The organism is Leptobacterium meishanense (genome assembly GCF_037645805.1).
GTDB classification, from domain to species: Bacteria; Bacteroidota; Bacteroidia; order Flavobacteriales; family Flavobacteriaceae; genus Leptobacterium_A; species Leptobacterium_A meishanense.
Window position 1 is genome coordinate 74,430 of sequence record NZ_JBBEXE010000007.1, and the last position, 22,800, is coordinate 97,229.

Annotated in this window: 16 protein-coding genes; 12 read left to right on the forward strand and 4 right to left on the reverse strand. The window is 36.9% G+C overall.

Going from position 1 to position 22,800, the window contains the following annotated elements; all coding sequences use genetic code 11:
- Nucleotides 1-55: 55 nt before the first annotated feature.
- Nucleotides 56-1,195, forward strand: a complete 1,140-nt coding sequence (locus tag WBG21_RS09005; RefSeq protein WP_340077070.1) for a cystathionine gamma-synthase — start codon at nt 56-58, stop codon at nt 1,193-1,195.
- On the opposite strand, the gene WBG21_RS09010 is transcribed toward WBG21_RS09005, so the two are convergent.
- Nucleotides 1,192-1,959: a THC0290_0291 family protein gene (locus WBG21_RS09010; RefSeq protein ID WP_340077072.1), complete on the reverse strand. Its 768-nt coding sequence runs from the start codon at nt 1,957-1,959 to the stop codon at nt 1,192-1,194. The two genes, WBG21_RS09005 and WBG21_RS09010, sit on opposite strands and share 4 nt — an antisense overlap.
- A gap of 200 nt (nt 1,960-2,159) precedes the next feature.
- Between WBG21_RS09010 and gdhA the strand changes: the two genes are divergently transcribed.
- The 4 genes from gdhA (at nt 2,160) to WBG21_RS09030 (ending at nt 9,031) form a co-directional block, all read left to right on the forward strand.
- Nucleotides 2,160-3,500, forward strand: coding sequence for an NADP-specific glutamate dehydrogenase (gene gdhA, locus WBG21_RS09015; protein WP_340077074.1), 1,341 nt, complete (start codon nt 2,160-2,162; stop codon nt 3,498-3,500).
- Nucleotides 3,501-3,610: 110 nt separating this feature from the next.
- On the forward strand, nt 3,611-5,911 hold the full coding sequence (gene porZ, locus WBG21_RS09020; RefSeq protein WP_340077076.1) for a type IX secretion system anionic LPS delivery protein PorZ: 2,301 nt from the start codon (nt 3,611-3,613) through the stop codon (nt 5,909-5,911).
- Nucleotides 5,911-6,627: a DNA repair protein RecO gene (gene recO, locus WBG21_RS09025; RefSeq protein WP_340077078.1), complete on the forward strand. Its 717-nt coding sequence runs from the start codon at nt 5,911-5,913 to the stop codon at nt 6,625-6,627. Before porZ ends, recO begins: the two co-directional genes overlap by 1 nt.
- Nucleotides 6,611-9,031, forward strand: coding sequence for a TonB-dependent receptor (locus tag WBG21_RS09030; protein ID WP_340077080.1), 2,421 nt, complete (start codon nt 6,611-6,613; stop codon nt 9,029-9,031). Before recO ends, WBG21_RS09030 begins: the two co-directional genes overlap by 17 nt.
- A gap of 66 nt (nt 9,032-9,097) precedes the next feature.
- Here the strand turns inward: WBG21_RS09030 and WBG21_RS09035 are convergent, their stop codons facing one another.
- On the reverse strand, nt 9,098-10,585 hold the full coding sequence (locus WBG21_RS09035; RefSeq protein WP_340077082.1) for a T9SS type A sorting domain-containing protein: 1,488 nt from the start codon (nt 10,583-10,585) through the stop codon (nt 9,098-9,100).
- A 219-nt stretch (nt 10,586-10,804) separates the two neighbouring features.
- On the opposite strand from WBG21_RS09035, the gene ileS reads away from it, so the two are divergent.
- Genes ileS through WBG21_RS09050 form a run of 3 tightly spaced genes read left to right on the forward strand, consistent with a single transcriptional unit; the run spans nt 10,805 to nt 15,261 of the window.
- A complete protein-coding gene (ileS, locus tag WBG21_RS09040; RefSeq protein ID WP_340077084.1) occupies nt 10,805-14,209 on the forward strand; it encodes an isoleucine--tRNA ligase in 3,405 nt (1,134 codons plus the stop codon).
- Nucleotides 14,206-14,592, forward strand: a complete 387-nt coding sequence (locus tag WBG21_RS09045) for a TraR/DksA family transcriptional regulator (protein ID WP_340077086.1) — start codon at nt 14,206-14,208, stop codon at nt 14,590-14,592. Before ileS ends, WBG21_RS09045 begins: the two co-directional genes overlap by 4 nt.
- A 48-nt stretch (nt 14,593-14,640) precedes the next feature.
- The gene (locus tag WBG21_RS09050) at nt 14,641-15,261 is read left to right on the forward strand and encodes a lipoprotein signal peptidase (RefSeq protein WP_340077088.1); all 621 of its coding nucleotides are present in this window, start codon (nt 14,641-14,643) and stop codon (nt 15,259-15,261) included.
- On the opposite strand, the gene WBG21_RS09055 is transcribed toward WBG21_RS09050, so the two are convergent.
- Together WBG21_RS09055 and WBG21_RS09060 are read right to left on the reverse strand one after the other, a co-directional pair.
- Nucleotides 15,262-15,837: a 5-formyltetrahydrofolate cyclo-ligase gene (locus WBG21_RS09055; RefSeq protein ID WP_340077090.1), complete on the reverse strand. Its 576-nt coding sequence runs from the start codon at nt 15,835-15,837 to the stop codon at nt 15,262-15,264.
- Nucleotides 15,838-16,008: a hypothetical protein gene (locus WBG21_RS09060; protein WP_340077092.1), complete on the reverse strand. Its 171-nt coding sequence runs from the start codon at nt 16,006-16,008 to the stop codon at nt 15,838-15,840. It abuts the gene before it with no gap.
- Between the two features lie 192 nt (nt 16,009-16,200).
- Here WBG21_RS09060 and uvrC point away from each other — a divergent pair, with 192 nt between their 5' ends.
- The 4 genes from uvrC to hppD all read left to right on the forward strand — a co-directional run bounded on the left by uvrC (nt 16,201) and on the right by hppD (nt 22,758).
- Nucleotides 16,201-17,988, forward strand: coding sequence for an excinuclease ABC subunit UvrC (gene uvrC / locus WBG21_RS09065; RefSeq protein ID WP_340077094.1), 1,788 nt, complete (start codon nt 16,201-16,203; stop codon nt 17,986-17,988).
- Nucleotides 17,989-18,007: 19 nt separating this feature from the next.
- On the forward strand, nt 18,008-20,233 hold the full coding sequence (locus WBG21_RS09070) for a patatin-like phospholipase family protein (RefSeq protein WP_340077096.1): 2,226 nt from the start codon (nt 18,008-18,010) through the stop codon (nt 20,231-20,233).
- Nucleotides 20,234-20,417: 184 nt separating this feature from the next.
- Complete coding sequence (locus tag WBG21_RS09075) at nt 20,418-21,575, forward strand: homogentisate 1,2-dioxygenase (RefSeq protein ID WP_340077098.1); 1,158 nt, start codon at nt 20,418-20,420, stop codon at nt 21,573-21,575.
- Between the two features lie 43 nt (nt 21,576-21,618).
- Entirely contained in the window at nt 21,619-22,758 is a 1,140-nt protein-coding gene (gene hppD / locus WBG21_RS09080) for a 4-hydroxyphenylpyruvate dioxygenase (protein WP_340077100.1), read from the forward strand.
- Nucleotides 22,759-22,800: the final 42 nt, after the last annotated feature.

A 22,800-nucleotide genomic window follows, 5' to 3' on the forward strand; every position in this document is an offset into this window, starting at 1 on the left:
TTGCAATCCCCAAAAGGAAACGGTACATTTGTGAAGTTTTTTGAAAAATAATATTATGAAATTCAACACAAAAACCATTCACGGAGGACAAGAGCATGATAAAGCATATGGTGCAGTAATGCCTCCTATATACCAAACTTCTACGTATGCACAGACAACCCCTGGAGGGCATAAGGGATATGAATATTCCAGGACGCACAACCCCACTCGAAATGCATTGGAAAAGTCATTAGCAAGTATTGAAAATGGAGGCTATGGGTTGGCTTTTGCTAGTGGGCTGGCAGCAATTGATGCCATTATAAAACTTTTAAAACCGGGAGACGAGGTCATTTCTACCAATGACTTGTATGGAGGAAGTTACCGGTTGTTTACCAAAATATTTCAAAATTTTGGGATTAAATTTCATTTTACAGGAATGGAAGATGCAGAAAAGATAGAAAAATACATTACTGAAAACACGAAACTCATCTGGGTAGAGACACCAACCAACCCTATGATGAATATTATTGATATTGAAGCAGTATCGAAAGTGGCTAAGAAACATAATGTATTACTTGCAGTAGACAATACTTTTGCAACCCCTTATTTACAACAACCTTTAGATTTAGGTGCTGACATTGTGATGCATTCTGCAACGAAATATCTAGGAGGACATAGTGATGTAGTTATGGGAGCTTTGATTGTAAATGATAAAACATTAGCGGAAAAACTGTACTTCATACAAAATGCCAGTGGGGCTGTTTGTGGTCCGATGGACAGCTTTTTGATGTTACGAGGAATTAAAACATTGCATGTACGCATGCAACGCCATTGTGAAAACGGAGAAGCTGTGGCAAGGTATTTGGCGACACATCCAAAAGTAGAAAAAGTATATTGGCCTGGATTTGAAAACCATCCAAACCATACAGTTGCGAAGAAGCAAATGAAGGGTTATGGCGGAATGATTTCCTTTGTGCCAAAAGGAGGAAATTACGAAGACGCTATTAAAATAGTAGAAAAGCTTAGCGTATTTACACTTGCAGAGTCATTAGGGGGTGTAGAGTCTTTGGCAGGGCATCCGGCAAGCATGACCCACGCAAGTATACCAAAAGAAGAGCGTGAAAAATCAGGAATTGTAGACTCTTTAATCCGTTTAAGTGTGGGAATTGAAGACGCGGAAGACTTAATTAATGATTTAGAACAAGCCATAGGTTAATCTAAATAATAGATATACCCAATACCTCCGCCAAAAATAAAATCGTTCTGTTTGTTTTCAGGAAAAAGAGTAGGATCAGGCCTTAACCCCTCTATCCAGTCTGAGAAAAAGTATTGGAGCTTTATTTGCGCTAACACATCACTTTTTGCAGAAATCCGAATGCGCATTCCGGCATTTCCTACAATGGAAAAAGCAGAACCACTGTCATTATTAAAACCATTTAAATAACGCGGAGGTGTAATAGCAGGGTCTCCAAGTATACCTATTGTAGAGTAGACTTTTGGATTATAGTGATTGTACCGAACACCGATTCCAATATGTGGAAGTAATAGCGCAGTTCTTTTTATACTCCATGGATAAAACTCAATAGAAGAACCAATACTTAAAATAGTGGTTTCCCCTCGCATACCTCTTAACTGAGGCGCTAATACAGAGGTATTGTTTTCATCAACGGCATTCCCGTAGTGTTTCAAATTACTTCTCGTATAAGAAACCTCATTGCGGACTTTAAAATGATTATGAAAGAATCCATTTTTGCCTTTTGAGTAACAATCGCCACCGATACTAGAAAAAGACATAAAATGAACTATACTAATGGAAAACCCAATATTTCCGCTATAATTATCAAGGTCAAAATCATTATAATCAGAAACAAAACCGGCAAGCTCAGCAGCGATCCCTATCTCATTTGAAAAATTCTTCGGTTGTGCAATTAAAGAGAGGCTACAAAACAAGAAAAATAGTATGCTGTATATGGTTTTCATAAAAGGAAACAAAAAATGATAACTAAAGATATCTATGAAAGGGGATATGAATGAAAAAAACCTGATGAGTGGTTTAGTATCTACGATGTAAAATCTGTAATGGAGAATTTCAAAAAAATCAGCACTTTTTTTTGCATAAAACGTATATTTGCCCCTATATAAAAAAGGTTTTTTGCAAACTTTATTTTTGATAATACCAAATGGAAAAAAAGATCAACGCATTTTTGGAACTGGTTATGGCCAGAGACCCGCATCAGCCCGAATTTTTACAAGCCGTAAGAGAAGTAGCTGAAACAGTCATTCCTTATATCGTAGAAAGCGATATGTACCATGGAAACAATATTTTACTTAGAATGGTAGAGCCGGAAAGGATTATTACCTTCAGGGTTCCATGGATAGATGATAAGGGAGAGATACAAATAAACAGGGGGTATCGTATAGAGATGAACTCAGCGATAGGACCTTACAAAGGAGGGCTTCGGTTTCACCCTTCTGTAAATTTGAGCATTCTTAAATTTTTAGCCTTTGAACAAGTATTTAAAAATAGTTTGACGACACTGCCAATGGGAGGAGGAAAAGGAGGCTCGGATTTTGACCCCAAAGGAAAATCGGATAATGAGGTTATGCGGTTTTGTCAAAGCTTTATGTCAGAACTTTTTCGCCATATAGGCCCTAATACTGATGTTCCTGCAGGAGATATAGGTGTGGGAAGCCGTGAAATTGGTTATATGTTTGGACAGTATAAAAGGCTTAGAAATGAGTTTACCGGAGTATTAACAGGGAAAGGAATCTCTTGGGGGGGATCGTTAATCAGACCGGAGGCAACGGGTTATGGAAATGTATATTTCGCAGAAAATATGTTGACTGAAAAAGGTGACGGAATAAGAGGAAAAACAATAGTGATATCCGGAGCAGGGAATGTTGCACAGTATGCGGCGGAGAAAGTTATTCAACTAGGGGGGAAAGTAGTTACCCTTTCAGATTCAGGAGGCTATATTTATGATAAAGAGGGAATAGATGAAGAAAAGTTAGCATTTATAATGAGCTTGAAAAATGAAAAACGAGGAAGAATCTCAGAATATACAGATAAATATCCATTAGCGACGTTCCATAAAGGTAAAACCCCATGGGAAGTAGCATGTGATGTTGCATTGCCTTGTGCTACTCAAAATGAGCTTGACGGAGATGATGCCAAGCAATTAATTAAAAATGGCTGTATTTGTGTGAGCGAGGGAGCAAATATGCCTTCCACGCCAGAAGCTATAGAAGCATTTCATCATGCTAAGATACTTTTCGCACCTGGTAAGGCATCCAATGCAGGAGGTGTGGCCGTTTCAGGATTAGAGATGGCACAAAATTCGTTACGATATAGCTGGACACGTGAAGAAGTAGATGAGAAATTAAAAGGAATTATGAAAAACATTCATAAATCCTGCTTGGAATATGGTAAGAAAGATTCATATGTCAATTATGTAAAAGGAGCAAATATTGCAGGCTTTATAAAGGTAGCAGATGCTATGCTGGCACAAGGAGTCGTATAATATTCCACACCATACGTATAAAACCCTCCAATGTAACTTTGGAGGGTTTTTCTGTTAATACAAATTATTTTCCCGGTTTTACCGTTCTATATAATATCTTTGATTTGCATATGAAGTTTATACAAAGAAAATGGGTTAATATATTTTTATTGTTCCCGGTAATTGTTTCATCACAATCATTTGAAACGAACTGGCAAGGACATTTTTCATACAATAATGTAAAAGAAGTCATTATTGATGGAGATAGAATATATGCAGCTTCTGAAAACGCATTCTTTATATACGATAAGCGCACAAAAGAACTCATTTCCAAATCTACTGTTAATGGATTGTCAGGAGAAACAATCAGCACCATCCATTATGATGAAGCAACAGATAAATTAGTGTTAGGAGATGATACGGGATTAATAGAGGTTTTTGATCTTTTTCAAGATGAAGTACTTGGAGTAGTCGATATTTTGAATAAACAAACGATTCAGCCTGACAATAAAAGAATCAATCATATAATGGAATATGACAGATTGCTTTTTATTGCTTCCGATTTTGGCATATCACTATATAATATAGAACAACTAGAGTTTGATGATACCTATTTTATTGGAAATAATGGGGAACAAATAAAAGTAAGACAAACAACAATTTTTGAAGGCTATATTTATGCAGCTACAGAAGAAGGGGTTTATAAAGCTCCTATAAATGACGAGAACCTTATAGATTTTAATCGCTGGGAACAAATAAACACTTTAAATTGGAGAGGGGTACAGGTTTTTAACAACACACTTTATGCGCTGGCAAACAACAGAAGGCTTTTTGAATATAATGGTACAACCTTTGTTAGCATTAATGATCATATAGGGGCAGTAAAAAATTTTAAAGCAACTACAGAGCACCTTATAGTGACTACGACAACAAACATATATATTTATGACCAGAATTTAACACAAATAGCAAACATTTCAGCGATACCAGATTTTGAGCCTATTCAATTTAATACAGCAATAACAAGTGGAGGCGAACTGTATATAGGCACGAGTAGTTTTGGGATATTAAGTACAACTATAAACAACCCGCTAATTGCAGAAGAGATACACCCCCAAGGGCCATTATTAAATAGTGCTTTTTCTATAAGGGCTCTACCAAATGAATTATGGGTTGTGTTTGGAGAGCACACAGTCTTTTATAACCCTTTTCCACTTAATAGCAGAGGAATTAGTCACTTAAAAGAAAACACATGGGTCAATATTCCATTTGAAGATCTTTTTGATGCACGCTCTTTGGTATATGTTACCCCTAACCCTGATAACACTGATCAAGTTTTTGTAAGTTCATTTTATTCCGGACTTATTCAGATAGAAGATGAAATACCTACCATAATATATAATACAACGAACAGTAGTTTAGAATCATTGGACAATGGCAATCCTAATGCTCCCGATATTCGTATTGGCGGAACTGCTTTTGATAGGGAAGGAAATTTATGGATATTAAACACTTTTGTGGAAGAAGCATTAAAAATGCGTACAGCTTCCGGGCAATGGTCTTCATTTGATATAGGGGACATTGTACCTGCGGAGTTAAACAATTTGGGGTTCAAAGAAATTGTAATAGACCGGAATAATTATAAATTTTTTACTTCTGTACGAAAAGGAGTGATTGGCTTTTTTGAAAACAATGGTTCACCTCTATTGGGGAATATTGAAGAAGGGGAGAACATAGGCAATTTACCATCAAGTGATGTAAGAGCATTGGCAATTGATACTGGAGGCCAACTATGGATAGGGACAACCAGAGGACTTAGGGTGCTCTTTAGTACCGGTGATTTTTTCAATGAAGAGAATCTACAGGCAGAGCCTGTCATTATTTTAGATGATGGAACCCCCAGCGAACTTCTTTTTGATCAGTTTATCAATGATATTTTTGTGGATGGATCTAACAATAAGTGGATTGCTACAGATGATTCAGGAGCTTTTTATGTATCTTCAGATGGTAGAGAAACCATTTATCATTTTACAAAGGAGAATTCACCACTTCCTTCAAACTCAGTAAACGCTATAGAAGTTGATGGAGAGACAGGAAAAGTTTATTTTGCCACATCAAACGGGATTGTGTCTTTTCAAGGGAATGCTGTAGCACCTGCTGAAATACTAAATGATGTTTATACTTTTCCAAACCCAGTTCGCCCCGGATATATAGGAAATGTTACTATTACAGGATTAGTAAGAAATGCGAATGTAAAAGTAACTGATATAGAAGGAAACCTTGTTTTTGAAACCCGTGCAGAAGGCGGAAGCGTTCAATGGGATTTAACAGCTTTTGGGCGTCATAAAGTAGCTTCCGGGGTATATATGGTCTTAATCTCTAATGAAGATGGTACAGACACCAATGTTTCTAAAATAATGGTCATCCGGTAATGCTCATAACTACAAAAGCCATTGTCATATCCGCTTTAAAATATGGAGATAATAGCCTGATTGTAAAATGCTATACAGAAATAGCAGGGATAAAGACCTATTTATTAAAAAGTATACTATCCTCCAGAAAAGGGAAAATAAAAGCAGCATACTTTCAGCCACTTACCCAATTAGAAATAGTGGCCAACCATAAAAATAAAGGAACGTTAGAATATATAAGAGAAGTAAAAATAAGCTGTCCGTACCATCATGTTCATACAGATATTAAAAAAAATGCTATTGCATTATTTCTTTCAGAAATGTTGAATGCCGTTTTACAAGAAGAGGAAAAAGACAAAGCGCTATTTATCTATTTAGAGGAAGCGCTCCAGTGGTTTGACGCAAATGAAGAAATTGCTAATTTTCATATTGTATTTCTCCTTAACTTGACAAAATATTTAGGGTTTTACCCTGATGTTTCCAACTCAGAATACCCTTATTTTGATTTGTTAGAAGGAGCTTTTACCAAACGGCTATCATTAAATAGTATTACAGGAGAAGAGTTGAAAACCTTTAACCAGGCTTTAGGTATAATTTTTGATGATATTAACACCATAAAACTAACAAAAACCAGCCGGCAATCGTTACTAAATGTTATCATTAACTATTTTCGGCTACATTTGCAGGAATTTAATAAACCTAGGTCACTTTCAGTATTGCATGAAGTATTTAGCTGATATGAACAAAATAAATATTCTCTTTTTTTTTCTTTCTGTACAAATCACCTGTGGCCAATCAGTTAAGATAATTGATAGGGAAACTCAAGAACCGCTTTCCAATGTTGCCGTATACAATCAAGAGCAAACCAAAACAATAATTTCTGATATAGAAGGAAATGTAGACCTTTTTGAGTTTAGTGAAACAGAACGTATATTTTTTAAATTGTATGGTTACAATCTGGAGAAACTGTCCAAAAAACAAGCCATAGAAAAAGGGAAAGTATATCTCTATCCAAAATCAGAAGAGCTTGATGAGGTAATTATATCCATATCTAAGTGGGAACAGCAAAAACGAGATATTCCTCAGAAAATAACTTCTGTAAAATCAGGATTGGTAACCTTTAGCAATCCACCTACAGCAGCCGATTTTTTACAAAACAGCGGACAAGTATTTGTGCAAAAAAGCCAATTAGGCGGAGGGAGTCCTATGATAAGGGGATTTTCTACTAATAGGCTATTATTAACGATAGATGGAGTTCGTATGAATACGGCTATCTTTAGAGGGGGAAATGTGCAAAATGTAATCTCAATAGACCCTTTTAACATACAACGTACCGAAGTAGTATTTGGAGCAGGCTCAGTTATTTATGGAAGTGATGCCGTAGGAGGAGTTATGAACTTTTATACAAAAGCCCCTAGAGCGTCATACAATGGTGAATTCGAAATAAGAAGCTCGATAACTACTCGGTATGCTACCGCTAATGATGAAAAAACAGGACATATAGACCTCGAACTATCGACTGAAAAATGGGGATTTCTTAGTAGTGTCAGCTATACAGATTTTGGCGATTTGAGGATGGGCAACCACGGACCTGTAGCGTATCTTCGGAATGAATATGTAGAAAGGGTCAATAATCAAGATGTAATAACTCAAAATGACGAACCTAGGGTTCAAAAACCAACAGCATATGATCAGATCAACTTTTTACAAAAAATAAAATATACGCCTAATAAAAAATGGGATTTTAACTTAGGGGTTCATTACTCTAGTACCTCTGATTATGCCCGTTATGACCGCCTATTAAGGTATCGGGACGGATTGCCCCGTTCCGCAGAATGGTACTATGGCCCACAGCGCTGGCTCATGACCAACTTTCAAATCAATAAAAGCGGAAATGGAAAGCTATATAACCATTTACAATTAACGACAGCGTATCAGCATTTTGAAGAAAGCCGTAACGATCGGGATTTTCAAAGCGATCTTCTTAATAAAACCAAAGAAAAAGTAGGGGCATATTCGGTAAACCTAGATTTTGAAAAGAAAATTCATGAAAAAACAGATTTTTTCTACGGATTAGAATATATATACAATATAGTTGATTCCGAAGGAAATACGTTAAACATCAATACCAGAGAAACAGCAGAAGCTCCTTCCCGTTATCCGGATGGTGCTACTTGGCAATCTTTTGCGGCCTATGCCAATTGGCAATATAAATTTCGACCAAACCTTACATTGCTCTCGGGAGTACGGTACAGTCATGTATGGTTAGATGCCGATTTTGACAATACATTTTTTGATTTTCCTTTCAACAAAGCAGAAGTAAATACAGGTGCTTTTACCGGAAGTGTGGGGATAAGCTGGTTGCCCGAAGAAACCTTACAGATAACACTTAATGGCACTACTGCTTTTCGGGCCCCGAACGTAGATGATATAGGGAAAATTTTTGATTCGGAACCTGGGGCAGTAGTAGTTCCTAACCCTGATTTAAAAAAAGAATACGCCTATAATATTGAATTTGGAATTAGAAAGAACTTTTACGACAAAGTAATGTTTAGTTTCACAACATTTTATACTATGTTAAACGATGCTTTGGTGCGCCGTGATTTTCAGCTAAATGGGCAAACCATGATCGATTTTCAAGGGGAACTCAGCACCGTACAAGCTATCCAAAATGCTGCAAAGGCAAAATCCTATGGTTTTGAATTTGGATTAGAAACTTATTTTTCAGAAAGACTTTCTTTCACTTCGCATTTGACAATCACCAAAGGAGAAGAAGAGCTTGACAATGGTGAAACAGCACCACTTCGCCATGCAGCACCCTTATTTGGAGATGCTCATCTCCTATGGAAAAATGATCGGTGGAAAATTGATCTGTTTGCCAATTACAATGGAGAAATTGCTTTTGAAGATTTAGCACCTTCTGAACAAAATAAACCCTTTCTCTATGCGATTGATGAAAACGGGTTACCGTTTTCACCCTCTTGGTATACTTTTAACTTACGAACGCAGTACCGCATCTCAGAAAAAATAGAAACCAACATTGCATTGGAAAACATTACAGATCAGCGCTATCGCTCCTATTCCTCAGGAATTGCTGCTCCCGGAAGGAACTTGATCATAAGTTTGAAAATGGAACTCTAAAAAGGAGATAAAAACCCTCTGGACAGCTAGTCTCAGAGGGGTTGTTCTAAGTTTTATGAGTATGGATTACTCCACAATCATTTTTAAAGTTTTTGTTTCATTCCCTGCCTTAAGAGTAACAACATAAATGCCTGCAGTTAAAGGGTTGGTAAGCACTATTTCTCTTCCTGCCTCGTATTGTTGTTGATGTACTTGTTGCCCCAGTAAATTGTTTATAGTAACCGTAATAGGGCTGTTGGTATTGGCTAATTTAATAACAGCCTCACCATTACTGGGATTGGGGTATAAAACAACTCCCTTTGCAAAAAAGCTACTATCAATACTAAGAACAGGGTCGGCATATACACGTACATGACCGGAAGCATTTCCTCCTCCATCATTAAAAAGAGCTCCTATAATAACCCGTGTCCCAAAATCACTAATAGCTACAGCATCTCCAGAAAAATCACTAGCTAACTCTCCATCAATGTCACTTCCTTGTTGTGCCCATGTTGCGCCATTATAAATATATACCCTAGCATGACCAACACCACTGTTATTATTATCAGCACCAATAACTATGGTGTTTCCATCACTGCTAATGTCAACAGAGCTACCAGACTGATCCCCCGGGGCTTCTCCAAAAATATCCGGTCTTGCAACCCACGATCCTGTATAATCAAATACTTTTACATAACCACGATTATCGGAGATGTTTCCTGTAGTTTCATCATTAAAAGGCCCTCCGGCAGCCAATACACTCCCATCGTTATTAAGGCTAACAGCTGTTCCTAGTTTATCTTCTGCAAGACCATCAATGTCAACGCTCAATTGAGCCCATGTTGCTCCATTGTAGCGATAGACTTCTACACTACCGGAATCGTTTCCTCCTCCGTCATTAAAGGCTGCCCCAATAGCAACAGTAGTTCCATCATTACTGAGACTAATAGCTCCACCAAACTGATCATTGGCGGCTTCTCCAAAAAATTCCCCGATCAAATTCCAACTACCGGTTTGAAATTGATAGACACGGGCTACTCCTGTAAGAGAATTATTAAAAGGTCCTCCAATAGCAATAGTATTTCCATCTCCACTGATACTAATACTTCTTCCTGAGAGATCCCCGGCATTTCCATCAATATTACCTCCTTTTAAGTCCCACTGATTCAATCCTGTATTATAGGTAAATACCTGAACTCTCCCTGAGTTACTACCATTTCCGTCATTTTGGGGGGCACCTACTGCTATCGTATTTCCATCATCACTGATGCTAGCAGCCCAACCTAAATTATCATTAGCGGTTTCTCCATCAATATTCCCTCCTTTTTGAAACCATGCAGAACCATCAAAAGCATATACCTGTGCTAAACCTGCTCCACTCCCATTAGGGCCATTATAAAATCGAGCCCCTGCTATTATGGTATTTCCATTGGAATTTATAGCAACAGAAGAACCAAATTGTGCATTGGCACTAGGGCCATCAATATCTGCACCTAGTAATGTCCACGCTTGTCCATATACATGGATTATTGTGCAGAGTAATAAAGTTGTTGTTAAAAGTAAAAGTTTTTTCATTTCTCCCGGTTTTTATTAAAAAAATGTTCTTACAAAGAAATGAGAATTAAACAGAACTTCCCATAAAAAAATAAAAAAGGGAAAACAAACTAAATATAGGGGGAAACAACATATGTTTTGATATAGAAACATATGGCGTTTTTTCTTTTCTTAAAATCTTTCAATTCATTGAAATTTAGTATTTTCGCACACTTAATTTAGCATAGGAATTATTAAAAAATGAAGTTTGCAGAATACAAAGGATTGGATTTACCCAAAGTAGCTGAAGAGGTATTGGCATTTTGGGAAGAAAACAACATCTTTCAAAAAAGTATTGTTGCCCGAGAAGGAAAGAAACCTTTTGTATTTTATGAAGGACCACCATCTGCAAATGGCCTTCCGGGCATTCACCACGTGATGGCACGTGCCATTAAAGATATTTTTTGCCGTTATAAAACACAGAAAGGATATCAGGTAAAACGTAAAGCCGGTTGGGATACTCATGGCTTGCCCATTGAACTGGGTGTGGAAAAAGAACTTGGTATCACCAAAGAAGATATTGGCACAAAAATTTCTATAGAGGATTATAACAAAGCTTGCAAAAAAGCGGTAATGCGCTATACTGGTGTATGGAATGACATGACACGCAAAATAGGTTATTGGGTAGATATGGACGATCCTTACATCACTTACAAATCCAAATACATGGAAAGCGTATGGTGGCTGCTCAAACAAATTTATGACAAAGACCTTCTTTATAAAGGCTACACCATACAACCCTATTCACCTAAGGCAGGAACAGGGTTAAGTTCGCACGAACTCAATCAGCCCGGAACATACCAAGATGTAACAGATACTACCGTAACGGCACAATTTAAAGCAAAAAAAGAAACACTTCCTAAATTCTTGAAAGACTATGGCGATATTCACTTTTTAGCATGGACAACCACGCCATGGACATTGCCTAGCAATACCGCACTTACCGTAGGGCCAAAAATTGATTATGTATTAGTAAAGACATTCAATCAATATACACACCAACCTATACATGTTGTTTTGGCAAAAGCATTGGTAACCAAACAATTTACAGGAAAATATGAACAGGCAGATGATGAAAGCGAATTAAATTATAAAGAGGGAGATAAAAAAATCCCATTTGAGATACTTAAAGAATTTAAAGGAAAAGATGTTGTTGGCACAAAATACGAACAACTGCTACCTTACGCACTTCCGTATCAACATCCCGAAAATGCTTTCCGTATTATTTCCGGCGATTTTGTAACCACTGAGGATGGTACCGGAATTGTACATACAGCCCCTACTTTTGGAGCCGATGATGCCAAAGTAGCGAAAGAAGCCAGTCCAGAAGTTCCCCCCATGTTGGTGCTGGATGAAAACAACAATCCGGTTCCATTGGTAGACCTTCAAGGAAAATTTCGATCCGAAATGGGAGAGCTTGCTGGGAAATATGTAAAAAATGAATACTATGCTGATGGAGAAGCCCCTGAAAAATCGGTAGATGTAGAAATAGCAATTCGGTTAAAAGAAGAAAACAAAGCTTTTAAAGTAGAGAAGTATGTACATAGCTACCCTAATTGCTGGCGTACTGATAAACCCATATTGTATTATCCGTTAGATTCTTGGTTTATAAAAGCCACTGCTGTAAAAGACCGGATGTTTGAACTAAACCAGACCATCAACTGGAAACCCAAGGCTACCGGTGAAGGGCGTTTTGGGAATTGGCTGGCCAATGCAAACGACTGGAACCTGTCACGTTCCCGGTTTTGGGGCATCCCATTGCCTATATGGCGGACAGAAGACGGAAAAGAAGAAATCATAATTGGCTCAGTATCCCAGCTTAAAGAAGAAATGCAAAAATCAGTTGCTGCAGGGCATATGAAAGAAGCTATTTTTTCTGATTTTGAACTAGGAAACATGAGCGATGCCAATTATGAAAAGATAGACTTACATAAAAATGTAGTAGATCAAATTGTATTAGTGGCACTCTCAGGGAACCCCATGAAGCGGGAACCGGATTTGATTGATGTATGGTTTGATAGCGGGTCTATGCCATACGCACAATGGCATTACCCTTTTGAAAATAAAGAAAAGATAGATAAGGGAGAAGCGTTCCCTGCTGACTATATAGCAGAAGGTGTTGACCAAACGCGAGGATGGTTCTATACACTCCATGCGATTGCAACGATGGTTTTTGATTCAGTGGCCTATAAAAATGTAGTTTCCAATGGATTGGTATTGGACAAAAATGGACAAAAAATGTCTAAACGTTTGGGGAATGCCGTAGACCCATTTAAAACTATAAACCAGTACGGGGCAGATGCTACCCGTTGGTATATGATCAGCAATGCAAATCCTTGGGACAATTTAAAATTTGATGAAGAAGGGATTGCTGAGGTACGCCGAAAGTTTTTTGGCACACTATACAATACCTACTCTTTTTTCAGCCTGTATGCCAATATTGATAATTTTACATACGCAGAAGGCACTATTCCTTTGAATGAGCGCCCTGAAATTGACCGGTGGATATTGTCTGAACTTCATTCGTTAATAAAAAAGGTAGATGCATTTTATGCAGACTACGAGCCTACAAAAGCTGCAAGGGCTATAACTGATTTTGTACAGGAAAACCTGAGCAACTGGTTTGTACGATTAAGTAGAAGACGTTTTTGGAAAGGCGATTATGAACAAGATAAAATAGCAGCCTACCAAACATTATACGATTGTCTTTTAACAGTAGCAAAACTGGGGGCACCTATTGCACCATTCTATATGGACCGTTTATATAAAGATTTAACAAGAGCTACTCAGAGAGAAACTTGTGAAAGTGTACATTTAGCTGACTTCCCGAAATTTGACGAATTGTTTGTTGACGAAGTGCTGGAACGCAAAATGGAAAAAGCACAAACCATTTCGTCATTAGTACTTTCACTAAGGAAAAAAGAGAAAATAAAAGTACGCCAACCACTAAAAAAGATTATTATCCCAATACTTGATAAAACACAAAGGCAAGAAATCGAAGCCGTTTCAGATTTAATAAAAGCAGAAGTCAATGTAAAAGAAATAGAACTTTTGGACGATGCTTCAGCACTTTTAGTGAAACAGATAAAACCTAATTTTAAAATATTAGGGCCTCGTTACGGAAAAGATATGAACCTGATTTCCAAAGAGATACAAAATTTCGATCAAAAAATGATCCAGGAAATCGAGGAAAAAGGTACTATTGCAGTCCATATTAACGGAAAAAGTATTAATTTAGAATTGGATGAAGTTATTATTTCATCACAAGACATAGAAGGTTGGTTGGTAGCAAGTTCAGGACCGCTAACAGTTGCATTGGACGTAACCATAACAGAAGACCTAAGAGAAGAAGGCATAGCGAGAGAACTGGTGAACCGTATCCAAAACCTCCGTAAAGATTCCGGCTTTGAAGTAACGGATAAGATTGATGTGAAATTTCAAAGACATGAAGCTATCGAAAAAGCCGTGGTTAGTAATTTAGACTATATAAAAGCAGAAACATTAACTGCTGAATTAAAATTTGAAGAGTATATGGAAGAAGGCACAGAAGTGGCCTTTGATGAAATAAACACAAGACTATTGATTAAAAAACATAGAGAATTATGAAAGCAGAAGATGTAAAAGCAAGATATTCTGATAAAGACCTGATGGAATTCAGGGAACTGATTGAAGCAAAAATTGAAAAAGCAAAAAACGATTTAGAACTTATTAGAAGTGCCTATATGAACGATGGGAACAACGGAACGGATGATACTTCACCTACCTTTAAAGCTTTTGAAGAAGGTTCAGAGACGATGAGCAAAGAAGCAAACACGGCATTGGCTATCCGTCAGGAAAAGTTTATCAGGGATTTAAAAAATGCGTTATTGCGCATTGAAAATAAAACATATGGAGTTTGCCGGGTAACAGGAAAGCTTATCAATAAAGAGCGTTTAAAACTGGTTCCACATGCCACCCTCAGCATCGAAGCCAAAAACATGCAGAAATAATAATTTTCTCAATGGAGCAATGATTTGCTTTAAGGCATTAGAACTAGTATGACACTAAAAAAAGTATCCCTATTAATTATTCTTGTTTTATTGGTTGATCAAATCAGTAAGATATACATCAAAACACATTTCACATTACATGAAGATGTGGAAGTTTTCAGTTGGTTCAAAATACTTTTTATAGAAAATGAAGGAGCAGCTTGGGGAGCAAAACTTAGTGATATTCTTCCGGTATCTAATAAAACAGGGAAATTGATTCTTACCATATTCCGGATATTTGCTGTTGCAGGAATTGGCTACTGGCTATATGACTCTATTAAAAAGAAAGGCTCTAAAACCCTTATTTTAGCTGTTGGATTAATTTTTTCGGGAGCACTTGGCAATATTATAGATTCGGTTTTTTATGGAGCTATTTTTAACGATAGCTATGGTCAGATAGCGACCTTGTTTTCAAATGAGCCATACGGAGGGCTTTTTTATGGGAAGGTGGTAGACATGCTTTATTTCCCGATGATAGACACCACTTGGCCCAATTGGGTTCCGGTAGTAGGAGGGGATACTTTTCGTTTCTTTGAACCGGTTTTTAATGTTGCTGATACTGCTATTAGTGTAGGAGTAGGGATTCTACTAGTATTCAATAAAAAAGCATTTCCAAAGAAGAAAAAATAATTATACATTTTCTGTAAATGCATACACTTTGTTCGGGGTAACACAGTAGTTGAGCGCAACATCATGTAATCCGGAACCAGTAATTTTATCCTCAGCCTCAAAAAAAGAAAGCCCTATTTTTAAGGTTTCCGGTCTACACGCATTTAAAAACCGGTCATAAAACCCTTTCCCATAACCAATACGGTGCCCTTTTCTATCAAAAGCTAACAGGGGAACAAAAACAACATCGATTTTAGCAACGGGAACTTCAATGCCTTCTATAGGCTCAGGAATATGAAAATTATTTTTTTTGATACGTGTATTTTCAGTTAATAAAAAATGCTTCATTGAGGTGTCCCCAAAAAAACTTTTAGAAACAACTACCTCCTTATCCTTTCCCTGTAGAATATGAAGAATAAAACTAGTATCTACTTCTTTTAGTTCAATTATAGACAAAAAAAGGTGATAGTATGTCTTTTCCCATATAGGAATGGATAATAACCTATTGGCAATTTGAAGACTGGATGTTTCAATTTCAGAATTAGAAAGTGAATTACGCAGCAATTTGTATTTCTTCCGTAATTCTGTTTTGTTCATTTAGTCTATAACTACAAGCTTGCTATTGCTTACGGTATGTTCTCTAACAGGTGCTTTTGGGGCATCTACTTTAGTAGTAACGGCTTTCTTCGAAAGAACAAATCGAATAATGTAAGAAGAACCAATAAAAAGTATGAAGTAAACAATTAAAGCGATTAAATATGCATTCATGATTAAAAGAATTTGGTGACATAAAAGTAGTAAAATGTTTTTAAACATCTGTGAATGAACCAATTTATTCGATGAAATGCACACTTTATCGAGAAAGGCATTAGTTTATTCCTACAACATAGCGTTCAATATTTAAAACCTGTCGATAAAACCAAATGAAAAGGGGTTGATATTTATCTTATTTTTGTGGGTATGAATACTCCTTCATTAGAATTACAAGTACAAACACTTCCCAATAGTCCGGGGGTATATCAGTACTATGATAAAAATGGGAAAATTCTATATGTGGGAAAAGCCAAAAACCTGAAGAAAAGAGTTGCATCCTATTTTCAAAAAACATATGAATCAGGTAAAACCCGGATTCTTGTTTCCAAAATAGCCACTATAAAACACATTGTAGTCCCAACAGAAACAGACGCTTTATTACTGGAAAATAACTTAATAAAAAAATACCAGCCCCGTTATAATGTAATGCTCAAGGACGACAAATCGTATCCTTGGATTTGCATAAAAAAAGAGCGTTTCCCAAGAATTTTTTACACCCGAAAACTCATAAAAGATGGCTCTGAATATTTTGGACCCTATACCAACATGAAAACGGTAAGGACACTTTTGGAATTGATAAGAGGCATATATCCTTTAAGAACATGTAACTATGATCTATCGGAAGAAAAAATAAAAGCTGAAAAATACAAGGTATGCTTAGAGTACCATTTAAAGAATTGCAAAGGGCCATGTGAAGGGTTACAAACAATAGTGTCATATGAAGAACAGGTAAAAGCCATAAGAGAAATCATAAAAGGAAACTTTAAAGACTCATTACATCAGTTTAAAGAACAAATGAAAGAACTTTCTTTGGCAATGAAATATGAGGAAGCGCAAGCGATAAAGGAAAAAATAGAAGTCCTTGAAAATTACCAAGCAAAGTCGACCATTGTAAATCCAAAAATCAGTAATGTAGATGTGTTTTCCATTGTGTCTGATGAGAGCTATGCATACGTTAACTTTCTCCAACTGTCCTATGGCGCAATTATCCGTTCCCATACCATTGAAATGAAAAAGAAGTTAGATGAAAGTGATGAAGAATTATTAGAGCTAGCAATTACTGAAATCAGACAGCGTTTTCATTCCCGGTCCAAAGAAATTTATGTCCCTTTTAAGATTTCTGTTGAAGCGGGGACAAAAGTAACTGTTCCTAAATTGGGAGATAAAAAACAATTGCTAAACCTATCTGAACGAAACGCTAAATTTTATCGTCAAGAACGCATCAAGCAAGTAAAAATTACGGATCCTGACCGGCATGTAAAGCGTTTGATGGCACAAATGCAAAAAGACCTTCGGCTCTCTGAAGAACCACGTCATATAGAGTGCTTTGACAATTCTAACATACAAGGAGCCAATCCAGTGGCAGCGTGTGTGGTCTTTAAAGATGGAAAACCAAGCAAGAAAGACTATCGCCATTTTAATATTAAGACGGTTGAAGGGCCTGATGATTTTGCATCAATGGAAGAAGTCGTTTATAGAAGGTATAAACGAATGCTAGATGAGGGAGCTTCTTTACCACAACTTATTGTCATAGACGGAGGGAAGGGTCAGTTGTCTTCAGCTTTGAAAAGTTTGAACACACTTGGCCTTCGAGGAGAAATTGCTATTATTGGAATTGCAAAACGCCTAGAGGAAATATATTATCCGGACGATCCTATTCCCTTGTATTTAGACAAAAAATCAGAAACCTTAAAAATTATACAACAACTCCGAAATGAAGCCCATCGTTTTGGAATTACCTTTCATAGAAATAAGCGGAGTAAAGCAGCAATACAAACAGAACTTGAAACTATTGAGGGCATAGGAGAAAAGACCGTTATTGAGCTGTTGAGAAACTTTAAATCGGTAAAGCGTATAAAAGAAGCTTCATTACAAGAATTAACAAAAGTAGTAGGCTCGTCAAAAGCCCATAAAATATATGGGGGCTTTCATTAAAAATAAGTATATTCAGCGTATGAGAAAACAACAGATTACCATACTGTTCCTATTGTTTTTTCAGCTACTGATTGCCCAGACAAATCCACAAAAAGATATAAAAGTAGGTTTGGTACTTAGTGGTGGAGGGGCAAAAGGGCTCGCCCATATAGGTGCGTTAAAGACAATAGAAGAAGCAGGTGTGCAGATAGATTATATTGGGGGCACAAGTATGGGGGCTATCATAGGTGCATTGTATGCTTCAGGCTATACGGCCCATCAATTAGATTCTATATTCCAAAAGGTAGATTTTAAAGAGCTCATCCAAGATAAAATCCCTAGAGATGCCAAAGCATTTTATGAAAAAGATGATGAAGAGAAATACTTCCTCACGATTCCTTTTGATGATTTCAAAATAAATATCCCTTCAGCACTATCTAGAGGACAAAACACCTATGACCTATTAGTGAAGCTGCTGCGCCATGTAAGTGATGTAGAGAATTTTAATGAACTACCAATACCATTTCTTTGCGTAGCAACAAATTTAGAAACGGGGGAACCGGTTATATTAAATAAAGGCTATTTGCCGGATGCCATCAGTGCCAGTGGTGCTTTCCCTTCACTTTTTGCCCCGGTAGAAATAGATGGAAAATTACTCATAGATGGAGGAGTGGTAAACAATTATCCTATAAATCTTGTAAAAGCAATGGGAGCAGATGTTATTATAGGTGTAGATGTACAACATGACCTTTCTGATAGAGAAGCATTAAAATCGGCAACAAAGGTATTACTTCAGATAAATAATTATAGGACGGTAAATGACATGAAGATAAAATCGGTATTAACGGACATATACATAAAACCTGAAATGCAAAACTTTACCGTAGTTTCATTTGATGATGGGAAACAAATCATAGATAAAGGACAAACAGCAGCTTCTGAGAAAAAAGCAGCCCTTGAAGCGTTGGCACTAAAACAAAAACCTGAAATAAAAGATAACCCAGGGATTCCGCAAAACGATTCTGTTAGGGTTAGAAAACTTACGTTAAAAGGGAATGATCGTTACACAAGAGCATACATAAAAGGAAAATTAAGGGTTAAACTAGACAGGAGTGTCACATACGAAAAATTCAATCAGGGAATCAACAATTTATCTGCAACCAATAATTTTGAAAGCATACGGTACAAACTCACTCCAATGGAATCGGGAGGAGAACATTTAACGGTGAACCTTAAAGAACGGCAAGATCAAACATTTTTAAAATTAGGAGTTCACTATGATGATTTGTACAAAAGTGCAGCCCTCATAAATTTGACACACAAGCGCTTATTATTTGATGATGATGTAGCTTCGCTGGATGTAATTCTGGGAGACAATATCCGCTATAATTTCGAATACTATTTAGACAAAGGGTTCTATTGGAGTATTGGTATAAACTCGAGGTTTAATAGCTTCGAAAAAGATGTGGATTTTGATTTTGTGAGAGCACAAACAGGATTTCCGGATGCAGAAATCAATCGCATAAACATTGATGTAAGTGATTTTACCAATCAGATATACGTTCAAACAGTTATTCGTGAAGAATTTGCCTTTTCATTAGGGTTGGAACATAAACATATAAAATACCAATCAGATACTATTGATGAGGAAACAGACAATGCCATCTTCGAGAATAGCGATTTCATTAGCACCTATGGAACACTGAAACTAGATACATATGACGATAAATATTTCCCTAAAAAAGGACTTTTCTTCGAAGGGGATCTTCATCTGTACTTGTACTCAAGCGACTTTACAGGATTGTTTAGTGAGTATTCTATAGGAAAAGCAAAAATGGGAGTAGCATTCCCTTTATTGGAAGAACTATCCGTAAACCTTAGTACGGAAGGAGGATTTACATTGGGAGGTTCAGAGTTGGGAACATTTGATTTTATATTAGGGGGATATGGGAATGATTTTATCAATAATTTTATTCCGTTTTATGGATATGACTTTATTAGTTTTGGTGGCAACAGTTATGTAAAAGCTACACTAAATGTAGATTATGAGTTCATAGAAAAAAACCATTTTAACGTTACGGTCAACTATGCCAATGCGGCGGATGATATATTCAATAATAAGGAATGGATAACCGCTCCTGATTTTTCAGGATATGCCCTAGGGTATGGACTGGAGACTTTTATTGGTCCTGTTGAAGTAAAATATTCATGGTCTCCCGAAACAAAAAAAAGCCAATGGTTTTTCAATTTAGGCTTTTGGTTCTAGGATTATTTTCTAGAAAATAACACAAATTTTTCCGATATTTGTTACATGATGCCATTTTGGAAATCATTGATGCAATATTTGTGCTATCTCATTAAGAGAAACCCTGAATGAGATAAAGCAATTCTTCACGACAAGAACAAGAAGAAACAATCTTCTACACTATAAATAATTAAAAATAAAAATCATGCCATTTTATCATAAATTAGGGAAGATTCCTCCTAAGCGACATACTATATTTGAGAAGCCCGATGGGAGCCTTTATTATGAGCAACTGTTTGGGACCATAGGGTTTGATGGAATGTCCACCAACCTCTATCATGAACACCGCCCTACACAAGTTAAAGAAATAAAAGGGAGCTATGATGTAACCCCCAAAGTAGCTATAGGGAACAATATAAAATCATACCGGTTTCATGGATTTAAAGTAAGTCCGGAGAAAGACTATTTAGACAGTAGAAAACCGGTGCTGACTAATAGTGATTGCACTATTATACTGGCAGCACCACAGCAGTCAACCAAAGAGTACTTTTATAAAAATGCAGATGCTGATGAGTTGCTATTTATCCACAAAGGAAGTGGAAAATTGAGGACACATTTAGGGAATTTAGATTTTAAATATGGAGATTATCTATTAGTTCCCAGAGGGATCATCTATAAAATAGATTTTGATACCGATGATAACCGCTTATTTATTGTAGAGTCCAGAAGACCTATATACACTCCGAAGCGTTACCGAAACTGGTTTGGTCAGTTATTGGAACACTCCCCTTTCTGTGAACGGGATATCCGACAGCCAGAAGAATTGGAGACGTATAATGAAAAAGGGAACTTTTTAATGAAAGTCAAAAAAGAGAATGAGATCTTTGACATGATATATGCAACACACCCGTTTGATGTCATAGGATATGACGGTTACAATTATCCATATGCATTTTCTATTCATGATTTCGAACCTATAACAGGACGTATTCATCAGCCACCTCCGGTACATCAAACGTTTGAAACAGATGCTTTTGTGGTGTGTAGTTTTGTCCCAAGACTTTATGATTATCACCCGCAAGCTATTCCGGCGCCATATAACCATAGCAATATTGATAGCGATGAAGTGCTCTATTATGTGGATGGTGATTTTATGAGCCGTAACGACATAGGTCCGGGACATATATCACTGCACCCCGCAGGGATCCCACATGGACCACATCCAGGTGCAGCAGAAAGAAGTATAGGACAGGTAAAAACAGATGAACTGGCTGTAATGGTAGACACATTTAAACCACTTCAAGTAACGGAAGAAGCCATGAAAATTGCTGACGAAAGCTATTATAAATCGTGGTTAGAGTAAATTGACAATTTGAAGAATGAATAACTAACAAAAAGTAACAACAATGATAACAGATAACACCTCTTTAAAATTAGAAAAAATAGTTCCTCAGGCAGATGATTTCTTGCCTATTTTAGGAACAGACTATGTAGAATTATATGTGGGGAATGCCAAGCAGGCAGCGCATTACTACCAGTCTGCATGGGGATTTCAACCGGTGGCATATGCAGGATTGGAAACAGGGATAAAAGATAAAGTTTCCTATGTATTGCAACAGGGTAAAATAAAATTGGTTTTAACCTCTCCTTTACAATCAGGGGGCGAGGTTAATCGCCATATAGAGCAACATGGCGATGGGGTAAAAGTAATAGCCCTATGGGTAGATGACGCATCAAAAAGCTATAAGGAAACTACTAAGCGGGGGGCAAAAAGCTATTTTGAACCTAAAACACTAAAAGACGAACATGGAGAAGTAGTTCTTTCAGGAATCCACACTTACGGAGAAACAGTGCATGTATTTGTAGAACGAAAAAACTACAAAGGAATTTTTATGCCGGGATATAAAACATGGGATACTGATTATAGGCCTTCAGAGGTAGGATTGAAATATATAGATCATATGGTAGGAAATGTAGGGTGGAATGAAATGAATGAATGGTGCGAGTTTTATGCAAAAGTAATGGGATTTGCCCAGATTATATCATTTGATGACAAGGATATTTCCACTGAATACACAGCTTTGATGAGTAAAGTGATGAGTAATGGAAACGGGCGTATAAAATTTCCGATTAATGAGCCTGCAGAAGGAAGGAAAAAGTCGCAAATAGAAGAATATATAGACTTCTATAATGGAGCTGGGGTACAACATATTGCTGTTGCAACAGATAACATTATAGAAACCGTTACACAGCTAAAAGCAAGAGGTGTAGAGTTTTTATATGTGCCTGAAACCTATTATGATACGGTTCTGGACCGCGTAGGGGAAATAGATGAGGATCTAGAACCATTAAAAGAATTGGGAATTCTGATAGACAGAGATGATGAAGGCTATCTGCTTCAGCTTTTTACCAAACCGGTGCTTGATAGGCCTACAATGTTTTTTGAGATCATACAGCGCAAGGGAGCGCAATCTTTCGGAAAAGGAAACTTTAAAGCACTTTTTGAATCCATTGAAAGGGAACAAGAAATGAGAGGGACCCTATAAAATTTTAATTGAAAAACATCGTTATGGACATAAAATAATAAC